General features: G+C 36.0%; 16 protein-coding genes. 12 read left to right on the forward strand and 4 right to left on the reverse strand.

The features are described from left to right. Positions 1–17 precede the first annotated feature (17 nt). The 5 genes from ACTIEI_RS03190 to ACTIEI_RS03210 are packed head-to-tail and all read left to right on the forward strand — an operon-like array spanning position 18 to position 6,102. Complete coding sequence (locus ACTIEI_RS03190) at positions 18–875, forward strand: UDP-2,3-diacylglucosamine diphosphatase (protein WP_439504831.1); 858 nt, start codon at positions 18–20, stop codon at positions 873–875. Continuing rightward, positions 872–1,942: a glycosyltransferase family protein gene (locus ACTIEI_RS03195; RefSeq protein ID WP_439504832.1), complete on the forward strand. Its 1,071-nt coding sequence runs from the start codon at positions 872–874 to the stop codon at positions 1,940–1,942. Before ACTIEI_RS03190 ends, ACTIEI_RS03195 begins: the two co-directional genes overlap by 4 nt. Next, entirely contained in the window at positions 1,943–3,295 is a 1,353-nt protein-coding gene (locus ACTIEI_RS03200) for a GH1 family beta-glucosidase (protein WP_439504833.1), read from the forward strand. Positions 3,296–3,312: 17 nt separating this feature from the next. After that, on the forward strand, positions 3,313–4,641 hold the full coding sequence (locus ACTIEI_RS03205) for an amidohydrolase family protein (protein WP_439504834.1): 1,329 nt from the start codon (positions 3,313–3,315) through the stop codon (positions 4,639–4,641). Positions 4,642–4,653: 12 nt separating this feature from the next. Further along, positions 4,654–6,102 carry an SLC13 family permease gene (locus tag ACTIEI_RS03210; protein ID WP_439504835.1) on the forward strand — a complete coding sequence of 483 codons (1,449 nt, stop codon included), beginning with the start codon at positions 4,654–4,656 and terminating at the stop codon, positions 6,100–6,102. Here the strand turns inward: ACTIEI_RS03210 and ACTIEI_RS03215 are convergent, their stop codons facing one another. Then, positions 6,103–7,740, reverse strand: coding sequence for an alpha/beta hydrolase fold domain-containing protein (locus ACTIEI_RS03215; RefSeq protein WP_439504836.1), 1,638 nt, complete (start codon positions 7,738–7,740; stop codon positions 6,103–6,105). It abuts the gene before it with no gap. A gap of 235 nt (positions 7,741–7,975) precedes the next feature. Here ACTIEI_RS03215 and spt point away from each other — a divergent pair, with 235 nt between their 5' ends. The 6 genes from spt (at position 7,976) to ACTIEI_RS03245 (ending at position 14,117) form a co-directional block, all read left to right on the forward strand. Beyond that, positions 7,976–9,184: a serine palmitoyltransferase gene (spt, locus tag ACTIEI_RS03220; protein WP_439504837.1), complete on the forward strand. Its 1,209-nt coding sequence runs from the start codon at positions 7,976–7,978 to the stop codon at positions 9,182–9,184. 13 nt (positions 9,185–9,197) lie between these two features. Beyond that, positions 9,198–10,319 carry a hypothetical protein gene (locus tag ACTIEI_RS03225; protein ID WP_439504838.1) on the forward strand — a complete coding sequence of 374 codons (1,122 nt, stop codon included), beginning with the start codon at positions 9,198–9,200 and terminating at the stop codon, positions 10,317–10,319. 11 nt (positions 10,320–10,330) lie between these two features. Next, on the forward strand, positions 10,331–11,332 hold the full coding sequence (locus ACTIEI_RS03230; RefSeq protein ID WP_439504839.1) for an NAD-dependent epimerase/dehydratase family protein: 1,002 nt from the start codon (positions 10,331–10,333) through the stop codon (positions 11,330–11,332). 83 nt (positions 11,333–11,415) lie between these two features. Beyond that, positions 11,416–11,781 carry a hypothetical protein gene (locus ACTIEI_RS03235; protein ID WP_439504840.1) on the forward strand — a complete coding sequence of 122 codons (366 nt, stop codon included), beginning with the start codon at positions 11,416–11,418 and terminating at the stop codon, positions 11,779–11,781. A 97-nt stretch (positions 11,782–11,878) separates the two neighbouring features. Beyond that, entirely contained in the window at positions 11,879–12,541 is a 663-nt protein-coding gene (locus tag ACTIEI_RS03240) for a carbonic anhydrase family protein (RefSeq protein ID WP_439504841.1), read from the forward strand. Between the two features lie 4 nt (positions 12,542–12,545). Next, positions 12,546–14,117, forward strand: coding sequence for a SulP family inorganic anion transporter (locus ACTIEI_RS03245; protein WP_439504842.1), 1,572 nt, complete (start codon positions 12,546–12,548; stop codon positions 14,115–14,117). On the opposite strand, the gene ACTIEI_RS03250 is transcribed toward ACTIEI_RS03245, so the two are convergent. The 3 genes from ACTIEI_RS03250 to ACTIEI_RS03260 are packed head-to-tail and all read right to left on the reverse strand — an operon-like array spanning position 14,114 to position 17,775. Next, positions 14,114–15,181, reverse strand: coding sequence for a mandelate racemase/muconate lactonizing enzyme family protein (locus tag ACTIEI_RS03250; protein ID WP_439504843.1), 1,068 nt, complete (start codon positions 15,179–15,181; stop codon positions 14,114–14,116). The two genes, ACTIEI_RS03245 and ACTIEI_RS03250, sit on opposite strands and share 4 nt — an antisense overlap. Positions 15,182–15,191: 10 nt before the next feature. Then, positions 15,192–16,241, reverse strand: coding sequence for a DUF1611 domain-containing protein (locus ACTIEI_RS03255; protein ID WP_439504844.1), 1,050 nt, complete (start codon positions 16,239–16,241; stop codon positions 15,192–15,194). Positions 16,242–16,245: 4 nt separating this feature from the next. Further along, positions 16,246–17,775: an N-acyl-D-amino-acid deacylase family protein gene (locus ACTIEI_RS03260; protein ID WP_439504845.1), complete on the reverse strand. Its 1,530-nt coding sequence runs from the start codon at positions 17,773–17,775 to the stop codon at positions 16,246–16,248. 133 nt (positions 17,776–17,908) lie between these two features. On the opposite strand from ACTIEI_RS03260, the gene ACTIEI_RS03265 reads away from it, so the two are divergent. Continuing rightward, positions 17,909–18,916: a glycosyltransferase family 2 protein gene (locus tag ACTIEI_RS03265; RefSeq protein ID WP_439504846.1), complete on the forward strand. Its 1,008-nt coding sequence runs from the start codon at positions 17,909–17,911 to the stop codon at positions 18,914–18,916. The last annotated feature ends 50 nt before the right edge of the window (positions 18,917–18,966 follow it).

Below are 18,966 nucleotides of genomic sequence, written 5' to 3' on the forward strand. Positions count from 1 at the left end.
TTTGGAAAACATAACCCATGGAAAAACGCTTGGTGAACGTAGTAGTAATCAGCGATTTGCATTTAGGAACATATGGTTGCCATGCAACCGAAATAGTTAACTACTTAAAAAGCATCACTCCACAAATATTAATCTTAAACGGCGATATCATAGATGGTTGGCAGTTTAGTAAAAGGTATTTTCCTGCAAGCCACTTGCAAGTGATTAAAGAAATCATGAACCTAGTAAGCAATGGCACAAGGGTTATTTATATAACTGGAAATCATGATGAAATGTTGCGAAGATATAGTGATGTAGAAATAGGCAATTTTAAATTGACAGATAAAGTAGTCATGGAGATTGATGGAAAAATGACTTGGATTTTTCACGGAGATGTATTTGACGCAACTACTAAAGGAAGTGCAAAGCTACTTGCAAAGTTGGGTGGACATGGCTATGACTTACTCATTTTATTGAACCGATTCATAAACTATTTCCTAAGAATTGCGGGAAAGGAAAAAATGAGTTTAAGTAAAAAAGTGAAAGACAGTGTAAAACAAGCAGTATCATGGATTGGCAATTTTGAACAAACGGCTGCAGAGCTAGCCATTTCTAAAAAGTATGATTATGTAATATGTGGTCATATACATCAACCCCAAGTAAGAACAATAGAAACTTCAGAGGGCAAAGTGATATACATGAATAGCGGAGACTGGATTGAAAATTTAACTGCTTTAGAATATGCGGATCACGCATGGTCTATTTACCAATACGATGCAAAGGCATTTGCCAATGATGCTATTTCAGTAAAACCAAACCAGACTAAGCAACCCGCATTAAATGTGATTACAGACGAAGTGACTTTGTTTCTAAACTCTTTAATACTACAAGCATGAAAATATTTTATGCTGTTCAGGCTACAGGCAATGGACATATTGCACGCGCAAAAGAATTAATTCCATACTTGCAACGCTATGGGCAAGTAGATGTTTTTTTGAGTGGCAATAACAGCAATTTAAAAGTTGACTTACCTGTAAAATACCAAAGTAAAGGACTTAGTTTGTTTTACGGTAATAAAGGTGGATTGGATTATTGGAAGATGGCCCAAGAATTGTCCTTATTCAATATCATAAAAGAAGCAAGGGAGTTGCCCGTAGATCGATATGATTTAGTGGTAAATGATTTTGAAAGCATTACTTCCATAGCTTGTAAAATTAAACGGGTTCCATCTATTGGGTTTGGACATCAAGCGAGTTTTAAAAGTAAATTAACCCCTAGGCCAATCAGCAAAGACCGTATTGGGGAGTATGTTTTGAATATGTATGCACCAGCAAGTAAGTATATTGGTTTGCATTTTGAACAGTATGATAATTTCATTTATTCGCCTATTATAAAAGAGCAAATATTAGCTGCAAATCCTACTAATCAGGGGCATATATCAGTTTATCTTTCACATTATAGTGATGAAGTGGTAGCTAGTTACTTAAATCAAGTGCCCTCTCAACGCTTTCATTTATTTAGCAGCTTTCATTTATTTAGCAAAAAAGAGAAAACAGTTAATCAGCGAGGTAATATCATTTACATGCCAATTGACAATGCATTATTTACACAAAGCATGATTAATGCAACAGGTGTAATTACAGGTGCCGGTTTTGAAACACCAGCGGAAGCGCTTTATTTGAATAAAAAATTGCTTTGTGTTCCTATAAAAGGACAATACGAGCAATTGTGCAATGCTGCAGCACTCCAAAATTTTGGGGTACCCATCGTTTCAACATTGAAAGCAGATTTTACTAAGCAAATAGAAAATTGGTTGAATGTAACCACACAAAAGAAACTAGAAATAGAATGGAGTACTGCTAGTATTGTTGAAAAACTAATGGAGGAAGCGGCTTCATTGCAAGAACAAAAAGAAATAATAGATCCATTTGAACTCAATCACCTTTCTTTAAAATTCCGCTAATTGAGTAAAGAAACTATTTTAAAAGCAAGTGATTTTGGGGATGACTTTTTATGGGGTGTTGTAATAGCAGCAGCGCAGAATGAGGGTGCATATAAAACAGACGGAAGAGGACCTTCCATTTGGGATCAATTTGCTAACAAGCAAGGAAAAATAAAGGGAGGTGCAACACCAACCGTTGCTTGTGATTTTTATCATCGTTATAAAGATGACTTATTATTAGTAAAAGCATTAGGCTTTAAAGTATTTCGTTTTTCTATTTCTTGGAGTAGAATTTTACCATTAGGGACAGGAAAAATTAATCAAGAGGGGATTCAGTTTTATCATCGTTTAATTGATGAGTGTCTCAATTTAGATTTGATTCCTTATGTTACCCTTTATCATTGGGATTTACCCGCAGCATTAGAAAAAGAAGGTGGGTGGACTTCTACGCATTTACTTAAATGGTTTAGTAGGTATGTTCAAATATGCACCCAAGAATATGGGAGCAAAGTAAAAAACTGGATTGTATTAAATGAACCCATGGGTTTTACTTCTTTGGGATATATGATTGGAAAGCATGCCCCAGGAAAAATAGGGCTTAGTAATTTTTTGCCAGCCGTTCACAATGCAGTGATGGCGCAGGCAGAAGGAGGAAGAATCATTCGAGCCAATGTGCCCCATGCAAATATTGGAACCAGCTTCTCTTGTAGTGAAATTATACCAGCAACACAAAATAAAAAAGACATAGATGCAGCTAGACGAATTGATATTTTACTAAATAGACTTTTTATAGAACCAAGCTTAGGGATGGGTTATCCTTCTGATGGATTTGCATTGATGGATAAACTGTATTTACATAATAAGGCTTGGAAGTTCACAGAAAAAATGCGGTTTGATTTTGATTTTATTGGAGTACAAAATTATTTTCCAGTAGTGGTAAAATACAATGCAGTGATACCCATTATTCAGGCATCTGATATCAGTGCTAAAACTAGAAATGTACCAGCTACTGATATGGGCTGGGAAGTGAACTCGAATAGTTTTTATAATATTATTCAACAGTTTGCAGCTTATCAAGGCGTTAAAAAAATAATCATTTCCGAAAACGGTGCATTTTATAAGGATAAGCTGATTCATGGAACAATCAACGACACGAATCGGATCCAATATTTTCAACAATATTTAGGGGCTTTACTAAAAGCAAAAAACGAAGGAATAAATATTGTTGGTTATTTTGCTTGGACTTTGATGGATAATTTTGAATGGTCCGAGGGATATCATGCTAGATTTGGTTTGGTGCATGTAGATTTTAAAACCCAACTAAGAACGGTAAAACATTCAGGGCATTGGTTCAGGCAATTTCTTGCACAATAATGTTGTAATTTGGTTCTATGCAAACCAAACCAAACAATCCTATACTTAGCCATACAGCAAACCTGCTTTTGTTGATGAGTTTTATTCTGTTAATCCACCCTATAGGTCAAGCACAAAAATCAGCGGATAAAAATTCCATTTTTTATATTACTGCCAATAAAGTATTTGATGGAGAAAATATGCAAATCAATTGGGCGGTAATAGTAGAAGGCAATACCATTGTTGCCGCAGGCCCTAAAGAAAAATTAGCAGTTCCGAAAAATGCAATGGTAATAAACTATCCCAACGCTACTTTAACACCGGGTCTTATAGAAGGACATGCTCATATATTATTGTATCCATACAATATAACAGATTGGGACACTCAAGTTGCTAGAGAGTCCGATGCATATAGAACTGCAAGGGCTACAGTCCATGTTAAGAAAACATTGTTAGCTGGTTTTACTACAGTGAGAGATTTGGGATCGGAAGGTGCAGGATATGCAGATGTGGCTATAAAAAAAGCCATTAATGATGGCATTATTCCAGGCCCTCGTTTATTGGTTGCAGGAAGAGCCATTGTAGCAACAGGTTCCTATGGTCCTAAAGGCTATGACCTAGATCAACAAATCATGATTGGTGCAGAAGAGGCAGATGGAAATAATTTAATTAAAGTAGTGAGAGATCAAATTGGTAAGGGTGCTGACCTTATTAAAGTATATGCCGATTATCGCTGGGGATTAAACGATGAAGCAATGCCCACTTTTACATTAGAAGAATTGAAATTAATGAACGATGTTACCCGCAGTAGCGGAAGGGTTATGGTGGCGCATGCTAAAACCAATGAAGCCATGCAAAGAGCCATATTAGGTGGTGTGGTTACTATTGAACATGGTGATTTGTTAAATGCAGAAACGGCAGCATTGATGAAACAAAAAGGAGTCGTTTATTATCCAACATTGGCTGCAACAGAATCTGTTACCCAGTACAAGGGTTGGAAAAAAGGAATAGACCCCGAACCCGAAGCAGTAACACAAAAAAGAAAAGCATTTAAAATTGCTATGGACAATGGAGTAACGATAGGAATGGGTGGAGACGTAGGGGTATTTCCGCATGGAGAGAATGTTTTAGAAATGGAATTGATGGCGAACTATGGCATGAAGCCATTGCAAGTACTGCAAGCGGCAACTAGTATAAATGCAAAAGCTATGCAGATAGAAAATAAGGTTGGATTTATTAAAGCAGGGCATTTGGCCGACCTTGTTATTTTTGAAGGAGACCCGTCTGTTTCTATCTCTGCCTTAAGAAAACCATTGTGGGTAATGAAAGACGGAGTAATTTATCAACCAGAAAGCCTGAAGAATTAATATCTTAGGTAAATGTTGTATCAACGATATAAGAAAGAGATTGCGATGCTAATTGGTTTGGCTATTGCATTACTATTTTATTTTTTCAATCCATTTTCTTTAGCACCTAAATCGGTAATGGTTTTATCAGTTGCTTTAGCAATGATTACCTGGTGGGTATTAGAAGCGGCTCCATTAGCAGTAGTAGCACTGGTACCAATAGTGGTTTTTCCATTGTTGGGTATTTCATCTATTAAAGAAGTTACCAAGTCATACTCCGATTCAACTATCTTTTTATTCATGGGAGGTTTTTTTATTGCACTCGCAATAGAAAAATGGAACCTGCACAAACGCATCGCATTAGGAATCATCAATATTACAGGAACCAATGGCAATCAAATTATTTTAGGCTTTATCATAGCCACCTGCTTTTTAAGTTTATGGCTAAGCAATACCGCTACCACTATGATGATGCTTCCCATTGCGGGCTCAGTTATTCATGTGATTACCAAGCATCACAATAAAGAGGGTAATATCAAAAACTTCTCCTTAGTATTAATGTTGTCAATAGCTTATGCATCCAATTTTGCACTCGGTACTATTATAGGAACGCCACCGAATGTGGCGTATGTAGCCCATATTAGCGAGCGATTTAATTATACGATTGGATTTACCGATTGGATGATGGTGTTTATGCCCTTAACAGTAGTAATGACTTTTGGACTCTATTGGGTAATGGTTAAATGGCTGTATCCCAATAATATTAGTCATAGCATGGAGGGTAAAGCATTTATTCAAGAAGAGTTGGCTAAGTTGGGCAATATTTCATTGCCCGAAAAAAGAGTGCTTATTATTTTTTCTGTCACTGTTTTTTTATGGATTACTAAAGACCTGATCAATGGTTTTCAAAAGACAATTCAATTAGACGATGCTATTATTGCAATGGCTGGTGGATTAGCACTGTTCATTGTTTCAGCGGGTAAAACTGAAACAGCAACTCGCTTATTAGAATGGGAAGATACTAGTAAAATGGCCTGGGGAATATTATTGATGTTTGGGGGAGGCATTGCATTGGCCAAGGCTTTGGAAGATGCCAAATTATTACAACAACTTGGTAGCTATATCGCATCATTCTCTTCAAGTAATTTGTTGTTGATGATTTTGGTAGTTACCACCCTCTCTGTTTTTTTGAGTGAGGTTATGAGCAATGTGGCACAAGTAATAGTATTGGCCCCTGTAATTTCATCAGTAGCGCTTGCTTTAAAAATGGATCCTTTGTCATTAGGTATACCCATGACATTGGGTGCAAGTGTAGCCAGTATGTTGCCCATGGGTACACCACCCAATGCCATTGTATTTGCTAGTGGTCATGTTAAAATAAAAGACATGATTAAAACAGGGTTTGTGTTGAATATTATTTGCATTATCATCATTACCGTATTCTGTTGGTTGCTTCAACCTTATCTAATTAAACTGCACTAATTATTTTTTTCTTTTTTTGTCTGGTACCATTTGATGTTGAAAAAACCAACTCATAAAACTTGGTTCAGCAAAAGCATTATCCCAACTATTATGATTTACACCAGGGTATTCAATATACTCCACAGGTACTTTTAATTCTTTTAAACGGGCCACCATTTTTCTAGATAAGTCTACATTCACTACTACATCTGCATCGCCATGAAACACCCGGAAAGCAGTATTCTTAATACTATTGTTATATAAAGAATCGTTGCCTCCTCCACAAATGGGTGCAGCTGCAGCAAATAAGTTGGGGTTTCTATAAACAGCTTCAAAAGTGCCCATACCGCCCATTGATAAACCAGTGATATAAATACGTCCTTTATCTACCGACTCTTCGTCTGCAATTTTTTTAACCAATGCAGCTGATGCTGCTAATGGCCAAGTAGAAGTGTCTTTGTAATTAAATATTCTTTCAATCGGATTTTTTGTTCTATCAATTGTGCTATTGGCCCAATAAGAATTGGAGGGGCATTGAGGAAACACCACAATAGCAGGATAATTGGTTCTGTTCGCTGGAGTTAAAAAAAGTTTGGAACCATGAATTAATTGTTTTTCATTATCGTTCCCGCGTTCACCACCGCCATGTAAAACTAAGATCAGTGGATATTTTTTATTCCGATCATAATTTTCAGGGTATAAAATTCTATAGGGTAAATTTTTATCGGGTGCAAATGCGAATGATTTTTTCTCGTAAGCTGCTAACGCAGGATCATAGCTGCTTTTAGACAACCAGTTGTTGAGTTGTAACCAGTCTGCAAAACGCTCAATCCAGGTATTGGTTGGTTTTTGTGCACTCATGCCAAAACCATGCCCTCCTTTTGCATATAAATGTAATTCGGCTGATTGCTTATTCGCCAACCATTGATTGTATAAATCAACACTATGACTCGCTAAATCTAATTGGTCGTCAGAAGCGGCCAAGATAAATGCTGGCGGTGCATTTGATTCAAGTTTACCTTGTAATGCTTTAGGAAAAAATGCATAAACAGGGGCTATAAAATTGGGTTTATTGGCTTCGGTGTAACCATAAGCTGTTCCCGCTGTTACCGTTCCACCAGCAGAAAAACCCATTATGCCAACTCGGTTAGGGTCTAGTTTAAATTCGTTGGCATGTTCGCGAACATAAGCAATGGCATTTCTTCCATCTTCAATTGCTAATGGAATCAGCTCCATATTTTGTTGGTTAAATTTTTCGCTACCCCAAATAGCATTCATTTCGGTAACAGGGTCGGTGGTATTGCTCTTGATTAATCGGTATTTTAATACAAAGCAGGTAATGCCTTTTTTAACCAACCACTTGGCAACATCATATCCTTCATTGTCAATAGATAATGCACGAAAAGCACCACCAGGGGCTATAATTATGGAAGTGCCGTTGGCTTTTCCTTCTTCGGGTTTAAAAACGGTTAAGGTAGGTTTCGCAACATTGTACACTATCCTTAGACCCCAATCATTTTTGGTGTTCTCTGCCTCTTCCCAATTCCAATTTTCGGAGCCTTTTATAGCTGATCTGTATAATGGAATTACTTGGTTTTGGCAAAAAATGGGGCTATTTAACCCTAAAAAAATCATTAAAATTAGAAGGAATTTGGTCATTTTATTGAAGTTTTTAGATAAAAAAAGGGGTTTTTGTTTATCAATTGAGCTTTTTTGATGGGATTTTTAGTAAATTTCTATTAAATCGATAGGTTATTAATATTGTTTTACTGTTAACTTATTGTAATTTAATATCTTTGCAAATGTTTCAACCTGAATAAATAAAATTATTCAGTAGATTTTTTTGCTACCGAAACCTGCGTTTCAGTTCAAAATTGTCAAAATTGTATAAAGAATGATTCAAGAGAGTTTACTGGAAAAAATTAGAAGTTTTACTACCCCCGACGAATTAAAAAGCGCAGGTATTTATCCTTATTTCCGTGCTATTGAGAAAAACAATGACACTGAAGTAATGATTGGTGGAAACAGAGTATTAATGTTTGGTTCTAATAGTTATATGGGACTAACCAATCATCCCGAAGTATTAAAAGCAGCTAAGGATGCAATTGACCAATATGGTAGTAGTTGCTCTGGCTCTCGATTTTTAAACGGTACTTCTAATTTACACGTAGAATTAGAAAATGCGCTTGCTGAACATATTGGAAAAGAGGCGGCACTTACGTTTACTACAGGATTTCAAACCAATTTAGGTGCTGTTTCGGCTATTACTGGAAGAACTGGAGTAATTATTTTAGATGAGTTAGATCATGCTTCTATTATTGAAGGAGCTCGATTGTCTTTTTCTAAGATTTTGAAATACGCACACAATGATATGCAGGACCTTGAGCAAAAGCTCAGTACCGTTCCATTAGATACTATTAAAATGATAGTAGTAGACGGCATATTTAGCATGGAAGGGGATATTTGTAAGTTGCCTGAAATTGTTAAGTTGGCTAAGAAATACCAATCATTGGTAATGGTAGATGATGCCCATTCTCTAGGAGTTTTAGGTAAGTTGGGTAAAGGAACTGCGGATCATTTTGGATTAACCAACGAGGTTGATTTGATTGTTGGAACTTTTAGTAAATCATTAGCTTCATTAGGAGGATATGTTGCTGGAAGTAAAGAAATGATCAACTTTTTAAAGCATACCGCACGTCCAATGATTTTCAGTGCGAGTACGCCCCCTTCTGCAACTGCTTCTGCATTAGCCGCTTTAAGAATTATACAGCGCGAACCAGAAAGATTAGAGGCACTTTGGAAAAACACTGCATATATGGTCAGTGCTTTACAAGAACTTGGTTTTGAAATGGGTGCATCAGAAACGCCAATCATTCCCATTTATATAAGAGATAATTTCCTCACTTTTAAATTTACGCAACGTCTTTTTGAAGAAGGTGTTTTTGTAAATCCAGTGGTTTCCCCTGCAGTTAAAAGTGATTCATCGCTTATTAGAATGTCTATCATGGCCACACATACGAAGGAGCAATTAGATACTGCATTAGAAAAATTGCAGTTGGTTGCTAATGAGCTAAATATTGCAAGACACGTATCTGTAGCATAATACCACTTCCATTATGGCTATTACCATTCAAGAAGTAACTGGTAAAAAGCAGATGAATGCTTTTCTAGACTTTCCGTATGCGTTGTATAAAAACAACCCCTATAATATACCTAAGCTTCGTTTTGATGAGGCGGCTACGCTCAACCCAAAAAAAAATCCAGCTTTCGATTTTTGTGAAGCTCGCTACTGGCTTGCTTTTCAGAATGGAGTAGTGGTAGGAAGAGTTGCAGCCATCTACAATAAAAAATATGTAGCCCGCTGGAAAAATAATTATTTGCGTTTTGGATGGATTGATTTTATTGAAGACATTAATGTTGCCAGTGAATTATTAAAGCAAGTAGAAAGTTGGGCGAAAGAATTGGAATGTACTGCGGTGCATGGTCCTTTAGGTTTTACCGATTTGGATTATGAGGGCATGTTGATAGAAGGATTTGAAGAAAGGGGAACCATGGCTACAATTTATAATTATCCTTATTATCCAACATTCATGGAGCAGTTAGGATATGGAAAAGCGGTAGATTGGGTTGAGTATCGGATTAATGTTCCTAATGAATTACCAGAGAATATTTTAAAAATAGCCAACCTGGTTGAACGTAGATTTAAGTTGCATGTAGTTCCAATGAAGTCTACCAAAGACTTAAAGCCTTATGCAAAAGAAGTATTTCAATTGGTTAATGAAACCTATGCTGAGTTATACGGTGTAGTAGAATTATCCCAACGCCAAATTGATTATTACGTAAAAATGTATTTCTCTATGATTAGGGTAGAATTTATTACCCTAATTGCCAATGAACAAAATAAATTAGTAGGCTTTGGAATTTCGATGCCTTCACTTTCAAAGGCTTTACAAAAAGCAAATGGTTCCTTATTTCCATTTGGGTTTATTCATTTGCTAAAAGCGCTTAAGCAAAACGATGAAGTTGATTTATTATTAATTGGAATTGATAAAAGTCTGCAGGGTAAAGGAGTAAATGCTATAGTATTAAGAGAGTTTAATAAGAACTATGCAAAAGCTGGAATTAAATTTGCAGAAAGTAATCCTGAGTTAGAAGAAAACACCAAAGTGCAAAGTACCTGGCAGCATTTTGATGCCAGACAACATAAGCGGAGACGTTGTTTTATTAAGCAACTATAATCAGCATTTTAATGAAAAACATACTGATAACGGGCGCCAGTGGATTCATTGGTAGCTTTTTGGTAGAGGAAGCCTTAAATAGGGGCTATCGAACTTTTGCAGGAATTAGGTCTTCCAGTAGTAAGGGTTATTTGAATCATCCAGATTTACATTTATTTGAAATGGATTTTTCAAATAAAGAGAAACTACAAAATCAGCTACAAAAAAATGCTGCTGCATTTGGTCCCTTTGATGTAGTTGTTCATTCTGCTGGACTAACGAAAAGCAGGGTATTAGATGAGTATTATAAAGTTAATTTACATAATACCGAAAGATTGGTTGATTCGTTGATTGAACTATCAATGGTTCCTGAACGCTTTATTTTTTTAAGCAGCTTAGCTTCTTATGGACCAGGTGAGGGCAGTACACCAGTAGCGGAAACTAATTTACAAGCCCCTATTACTGCATATGGGAAAAGTAAATTAGCTGCAGAGCAAATGTTGGCCACTAAAAATCAATTCCCTTATGTAATTGTTCATCCTACAACAGTATATGGACCAAGAGAAAAAGATTTACTGGTACTGATTCAATCTTTAAATCAACACTTAGAGTTATACATTGGGAATACCCAACAGCAACTCAGTTTTATTCATGTGGCAGATGTGTGTAAAGCTGTTTTCTTAAGTATTGACCAGCCTATTATTGCAAAAAATATCCTGTTGAGCGATACTTTTAATTACACAGCAAAGGAATTTAATAATTTGGTAAAAGGGGTATTAGGTAAGAAAACGCTTCCAATAGTTGTTCCCGTTCCAATAGCAAAAGCGGCGGCCCATATTAGTGAGTGGATTGGCAATTTAAGGGGAGTAACACCTGTGCTAAATAAAGAGCGCCTGAAAGAATTTCAGGCACCCAACTGGGGAGTAGATGCAACTGTTTTAAAAGGACTCGGTTTTACTCCTGATTATCCTTTACAAAAAGGAATCGCTCATACCATTGAGTGGTATAAAAGAAATGCTTGGTTAAAACCTTGATAAATTTTTATTAAAATTATTCCTAGTTATAACTTCTAGTTGTTTTATCCTACTTTTACGCTTACAACCATAGGTTGTATTATATGCGTAAAACGGGAACAATTAATGATTTTTTTCAAAAGCTGAATGCTTGCTTCTTTGTGCTGGCATTGGTTTGGCTTACAATGAGTGCGCCATTTGTTATGGCCAATCAGTTTAGTCAGGATCATTTAACAGGAATAGAATCGCCTATAGACAGTGGTGGTGAAGAAGATGCAGCCAAACCACTCAACAATACATCTGAAGAAAAGCCCCATAACTGTAATGGATTAGTAGAGGAGTTCATTCATCATTCGGTTTCAACTGTAGCTTTTCACTTTTCTACTTTATCACATGGTATGCATTTACATCAGGTAAGTTATCAGGATTACCATGGAGAATTGTTAGTTCCCCCTCCAAACAAAGCTTAGCTTATTTTTCAACCGCCCCCCAAAGGCTATTATTTTAAACTTTTTTGTTGTAGAAATGGTGATGCCCATCTTGAGCATACCCCTGAATTATATTAATATGAGAAAGCATTCAAAAGAATATTTAGAAAATTTAACTCCTGCCAAAGCGTATGAGTTATTAGTAGAAGGTAATAATCGATTTGTAAATAATTTGAGCAAAGACCACGATCATTTAGAAATGATTAATGAAACTCGTGAAGGACAATTTCCTTTTGGAGTAGTGTTAAGCTGCATGGATTCAAGGACTTCTGCCGAGTTAATTTTTGATCAAGGATTAGGTGATTTATTCAGTATTAGAGTTGCTGGAAATATTGTGAATGAAAGTATTTTAGGTAGCTTAGAATATGCTGTTAAATATGTAGGGTCTAAGGTATTAGTCGTATTGGGTCATACTGCCTGCGGGGCAATTAAAAGCGCCCAAGCAGATGTAAAAGATGGTCATATAACCGGACTGTTGAGTGCTATTAAACCTGCAATTAGCAAGGCTTTGCTCAAAAGTAAAGACCAGCATTGCTTTAAAGACAATGTTGCTTATGCCAATGTAGAAAATAGCATGGAAGAAATTTTACATAAGAGTGAAATTATTAAAGATTATTTCTCGAGAGGAGAGATTGGTATTGTGGGTGCTATGTATAATGTAGAAACCGGAGAAGTCGATTTCTTTAAAAATTTGACCACTCAGCCAGTACAAAAAAATCAATTAATGGAAGTAGTTGTATAAGATTATGAAAGTTTCTACAAAATATTTTAAGGCAGATATGCTGGCCGGAATGGTCGTTTTTTTAGTTGCGCTACCGCTGTGTTTAGGAATTGCAGTAGCTAGTGGGGCACCCCCTTTTGCGGGAATTATTACAGGGGTGATTGGTGGGATTGCAGTAGGATACATGAGTAACTCAAATGTAAGTGTATCAGGACCAGCAGCAGGATTGATTGCTATTATATTAGTAGCAATCACCGATTTAGGATACCAAACATTCTTATCGGCAGTGGTTATTGCTGGTTTAATACAGTTAGTACTTGGTCTGGCAAAGGCTGGAGGTATATCTAGTTATTTTCCTACTAGTGTAATTGAAGGAATGCTGGTGGCAATTGGAATCATAATCATCAAAAAAGAATTACCACATGCAATTGGATATGATCTAGATCATCAAGGTGATTATTTTTACTACTCAATTTTTGATGATAAGAACTATTTGGCTGATTTAATTCATTCTTTCAATTATGCTCATGCAGGTTCAATAATTATTGCTTTGGTTTCTATTTTAGTAATTATTGCCTTCAATAAAGTACCCGCATTAAAAAAAATAAAAGCTATTCCGGGAGCATTGGTTGCGGTAGTAGCAGGAATATTATTAAATGAATTATTTGCAGTTGCTTTGCCTGATTTTGTCGTTAAAGATGAGCATTTAGTGCTTTTACCTATTGCCACTTCATTTACAGAATTTACGAATCAATTTACGGCTCCAAGTGTAGAAGGATTTCTAAATATGAAAGCTTGGATCGTAGGTATTACCATTGCAATAGTCGCTAGTATTGAAACCTTGCTTTGTTTAGAAGCGGGCGATAAAATGGATCCATTGAAAAGATTTTCTAGTGCCAATAAAGAATTGACTGCTCAAGGAATAGGTAATATGCTAGCCGGATTAATTGGGGGCTTACCAATGACTTCGGTTATTGTTAGAACGTCTGCCAATATTAATGCTGGTGCAAAAACTAAATTAGCCGCTATTGCTCACGGGGTATTTTTATTATTGGCTGTTTTGGCAATACCAGGATTATTAAATAAAATACCGATGGCTAGTTTAGCGGCGATCCTCATCATGATTGGATTAAAACTGGCTAGTGTAAAAACCTTTAAACATATGTGGCATAATGGGATGCAGCAGTTTATTCCCTTTATAGTTACCGTAATTGCTGTTGTTTTTACTGACTTATTAAAAGGAGTAGGTATTGGATTAGTAGTTAGTATTTATTTTATTTTAAAGGGCAATATGAAGTTGGCTTATTTCTTTAAAAAAGAGAAACACCATGCTGGAGAAACAATCCATATTGATTTAGCCCAGGAAGTTTCTTTTTTAAATAAAGCTGCTATTAAGCAAACGCTTGCCCATTTACCTAATAATTGCACTGTAGTGATAAATGCAGCAAATACGGTTTATATTGATTATGATGTTTTAGAAATGATAAAAGATTATATGAATTTTGGTTCTAAAGACAAAAATATTAGTGTGATCTTACAAGATTTTAAAGACGAATATAAAATGCAGGATTACGCTAGTAATCATGTAACCAATTAAATCCATTCGTATCCAAATCCGGGTTGTTGATTTAACATTAACAACCCGTTTTTTATTTCAAAACCTCCTTTAACCATGTCTTCAGCTAAGTCAAAGCTTCCATCCAAATCTAGATAGCGAGTATGGGGGCAGCTGTAAGCAATATGCAATGCAGCAGTTATGCTGATGATACTTTCATCATTACATCCCCAAAATAAGTTGATTCCTGCGGGTTTGGCAATATTGGCAATTTCTCTTGCGCCTATGATACCACCGCATTTCATCAGTTTGATATTATAAATGCCAAATGGATGATTAACACTTGCTAAATCAATTGCTGCTTTTGCATTATGGAGTGATTCGTCTGCTGCAAGCCTATTTCTTTTGGATTGATCTAATAATAATAAGTCGGTCTCCTTACCTACAGTCAGCGGCTGTTCAATTAATTCAAGACTAGTATTTTCAGTTGCTTTGATAAATCTGGTAAGTTTACTCAATGTATATCCTTGATTAGCATCTACTCTAATTTTGATTTTCTTCCCATATTTTTCGTGAAGTAATAAGACCCTTTCAATGTCTTCTTCAATATCTAATCCGGTTTTTATTTTAAATACATCAAACCCCTGCGAAAAATAATCGGCTGCTTCTGCTAAAGTTTCAGCAGTATTTTTGATTCCAATGGTTACAGATGTTTTAAGCGGACCCGATTGGATACCATAAAATTCGGCAACTGAAATTCCTGCCCATTTACCAAAAGCGTCGTGTAATGCAATATCTAATGCAGCTTGTGTTCCAGGTAAGTGATGAAAATGTTGCTGAACCTCTGCAATTATTTTATGGAAACACCTAATGTCTCTACCAATTAATTGTTGCACAAAATCAGATTCTAGATTGGCTAAGGTTTGAATAGGACTTTCGCCTACTACATCTTCTGCCGGACTAGCTGAACCAATTCCTATAATTCCATTGTCTAATTTAATTTCTGTAAATACAATAGAGACATCACTATAAGTATTATATGCAATGGTATAGGGCTTTTTTAAAGCCATATGTTTAATAAAAGACCGAATAGCAACAATTTTCATAGGTTGATATTTATGATATCAATTTCTTTAGCAAAGGTACCATTTTGCTCACTCCTGATTGAATAGGCAAAAGCACAGGTATATTCAAAGTTGACTCCATTGATGCTTGAATAGCATAAGCTTCTTCATTGCTACATCCTTCGGTATTCATAGCCAATGCAATAACTTTTGCACCAAACTGCTCAATAATGGCGATTTCAGATTCAACACTAGGAATTTTGCCCCAATGTGCTTCGTTGTCAAAGTAAATTCTCTTTGGAGCAAATAATAAAACAACGTGTTTTGCATTACCTGAAATAAGTAATTCTAATCCACAAGGACCACTTGGGTTTCTCAAAGCCGACTGACCTTCTAGTAATATAATATCAGGACTAATTTCTTTATTGCAAGAAAGGATTGCATGTTCTAATTCTCCGGAGACAAAATCGTTTAAGGTAGAGTCAAATACAAAACCGTATTGACTTCCTTGAAGCCAACCTGTTTGTCCAGTGTAAATCATTTCTGCTTTAATGTTTTCTTTAGCGCAAGCTTGCATCAGCATTCTTGCAGTAGTTCTTTTGCCCATTGCACAATCCATCCCAATGACTGCTACAATAGGTGTTTTAATGTTGAAAATATCACCTGTAAAAAAATGGAGGTCTTCTCTTTTTTTAGGCTTTCTAATATCTGTAAGGGTGATATTGTTTTGTTGAGCTAGTTCAACTAAATCTGCATGGTCGGTTAAATAATCGTGCAAGCCATTTACAATAGAAAGCCCTTTGCTAATTGCTTCTTTAATAATGACCAACATTTCTACTGGTAATTTTCCACCTACAGTAGCTACCCCAATAATCAGGTTATCTGCGTCGGGTACTGCTATTATTGAAGTGGCTAAGTCGGCAAATAAGGGAATATTTCTATGAACTCCGTCTAATATTTCACCTGCGTCTTTATTAGCGGTTGATGCATTGTCTATAACTCCCGCAATTAAAAACCGTTCAGAACCTCTGACTAAACCATGAGCGGTTTTAGCATCAGAAGTTGTGTATAATCCATTCGTTAATACTAATGCTTTTTTCATTTTCTTAGTTGCGTTTAATTAATGAGCCAGGTAATTCACTAGTAGCTTTTTGCATTGTATAAACTGTTTTGCCATTTACCCATACCTGCTCTATGCCAGTTGATAAGGCTTTTCCGTCTTCTATGGTTGCATGATCATTAACAGTGGCTGGGTTTAATAAAACTAAATCAGCAAAATATCCGATTGCAATTTTCCCTCTTTTTTTTATTCCCAGTTGTTGTGCAGTTAATCCAGTCATTTTATGAACAGCTTCAGTTAAAGACAATAGCTGCTGTTCTCTCACATATTTACCCAAGACCCTAGTAAATGCACCATATCCTCTAGGGTGCCCACCAGCTGCTCCATCTGAACAAATATTGGCATGTTCCCATTGAATAAATTTTGATACATCTGAATCATTCATTGATTTACCCGCAAGTGCTTCAATACCCCCAGCAGTTGGGTTAGCGGTTTTGTAATCAGCTGCCATTTTAATCAACTGCATTAATGTTTCAGCGGTTGATTCGTTTCTTTCTTTTGCAATAGCAGCAATGGTTTTACCTGCATAAGATGGCTGGGGTGCAAACCGAACCAGTACAGATTCGTTGGGGTCAAATAATTTAGTCACGGCCAATTCTGCACTTTTTAAATTGGTATAATCTCTATCAGGAAATAAAACCCTTAGTGTAGAATTCCAAAAATTATAAGGGTAAACATCTGCCGTTATATCCACCCCCTTTGCTCTTGCTACATTGAGTAGATTAATCACTTGTGGTGCTTTGCCCCAATCATCTTTATTGGCAATTTTGATATGTGAAAGCTTAACAGGCATACCCGTTATTTTACCAATATCAATAATTTCTTCAATAGCATCATTTAGTTTAATGTCTTCGCTTCTGATATGACTAATATATCTTCCATTGTATTTTGCCGCTAATTGTGCTAAAGCCACTACTTCTTCTTTGCTACTATAAAATGCCGATTCGTATTCAAGACCAGTAGATAATCCCATTGATCCTTTATTTAAATCTTCTTCCAGAAGCTGTTTCATCTGGTTAATTTCTGCTACAGTAGACTTTCTGAATACATTATTTTCACCCATCACTTTTTCTCTCAAACTACTATGACCTGTATAACTAGCTACATTTACTGCTATTGGGTACTGTTTAAAAAAATGAATTAAGCTATCCATTGCATAGCTATCACCATCTTGCCCAATGATAATGGTAGTAATCCCTTGATTGGTCATAGCAATACCACTTGGTTCTTTTTTTAGGCTGCCAAAATGATGACTATGCGAATCAATAAAACCAGGGGTTAGGTACCGATTTTTTCCGTCAATTACCGATTCGCCCAATAAAGGGGTTAAATTTCCAATGGCTATAATCTTGTTACCGCTTATTCTAACTGCTCCTTTTTTTGCTGAACTACCGGTCCCATCTAAAATCCATACATTTTGAATAAGCGTTGTTTGACGCTGCTTTGGTTGACTTTTTAATTGAATCTGAAATGAAATGACAATCAACAATAATATGATAGGGGTTCGATTTTTCATGTATTGGATAGTTGATGTATCTATTAAATTTATTAAACATCAATTGAATCTTAAAATCCATTTTTCTTTAAGCTTATTTTATAGCTATCATGAATAAAACTAAACTATGTTTACAGAATTATAATATGCTTGAATGCCTTTTTCCGATTTAACTCGTGTACCATCTACCCCGCCTGTTATATTACCCTTACCCCCGGGTACTAAGCAATTACAGTGGTCGGTCATGATTCCAGTTTATAATGGACTTGCTTATTTAAAACAGACTTTGCTTTCTGTATTATGTCAAGATCTTGGACCCGAATTAATGCAAATAGAAGTGGTAGATGATGTAAGTACTGAAGGCGATGTTGCAGCCATTGTAGAAATGGTTGGCAAGGGCAGGGTTGGTTATTATAAGCAACCTGTTAATGTAGGTAATATTCGAAATTTTGAAACTTGTATTAATAGAGCTAGAGGAGAATATATTCATATTTTGCACGGAGACGATTATGTAGAACCGGGCTTTTATAAGGCTATAACCCAATTGTTTATAGATTTTCCAGAAGCAGGCGCAGCTTGTACCGATTGGCGTGCAGTAAATGATTGTGGATCACAGGTTTGGTCGAATGAACCAGTGGGGGATGAAAGAGGAATATTAAAAAATTGGCACCAAAGAATAGCCATTAGACAATATTTAGAACCTCCGGCAAAAGTGGTCAAGAGAAGTGTATATGAAGATTTAGGTTCATTTTATTTGGTCAATTGTGCAGAAGACTGGTTAATGTGGAATAGGATTGCAGCCAAATATCCGGTAGCATATCATCCTGAAGTGCTGGCTAAGTATAGAAACCACGAACAAAATATTACTTCAGCTTCTTTCAAAAACAGAAAGAATTTTCTAGATATAGAAAAAACAATGTTATACAATATTGCTCACTTACCAGAACACTTGAGAGCTGAATCTGAAAAGGCATCTAGAAAAAATTTCTCTTTTTATTTTGCCAATCTAGCACATAGACAATTTCATGCCAATCATGATATTGAAGAAGCCTTAATTGTAGCGAAGGATGCACTGAAGTTTCAAGTAAATACTTATTCGGTAAAACAGTATCTAAAGTTATTATTAAAGATAGCAATGGGATATAAGTCAAAAACAAGCTAAGCTCCCATTCATTTTCATTGGGGATTTGTATAGTTTTGCCACAAATGAAT

It is taken from the genome of Sediminibacterium sp. (genome assembly GCF_051860225.1).
GTDB lineage: Bacteria > Bacteroidota > Bacteroidia > Chitinophagales > Chitinophagaceae > Sediminibacterium.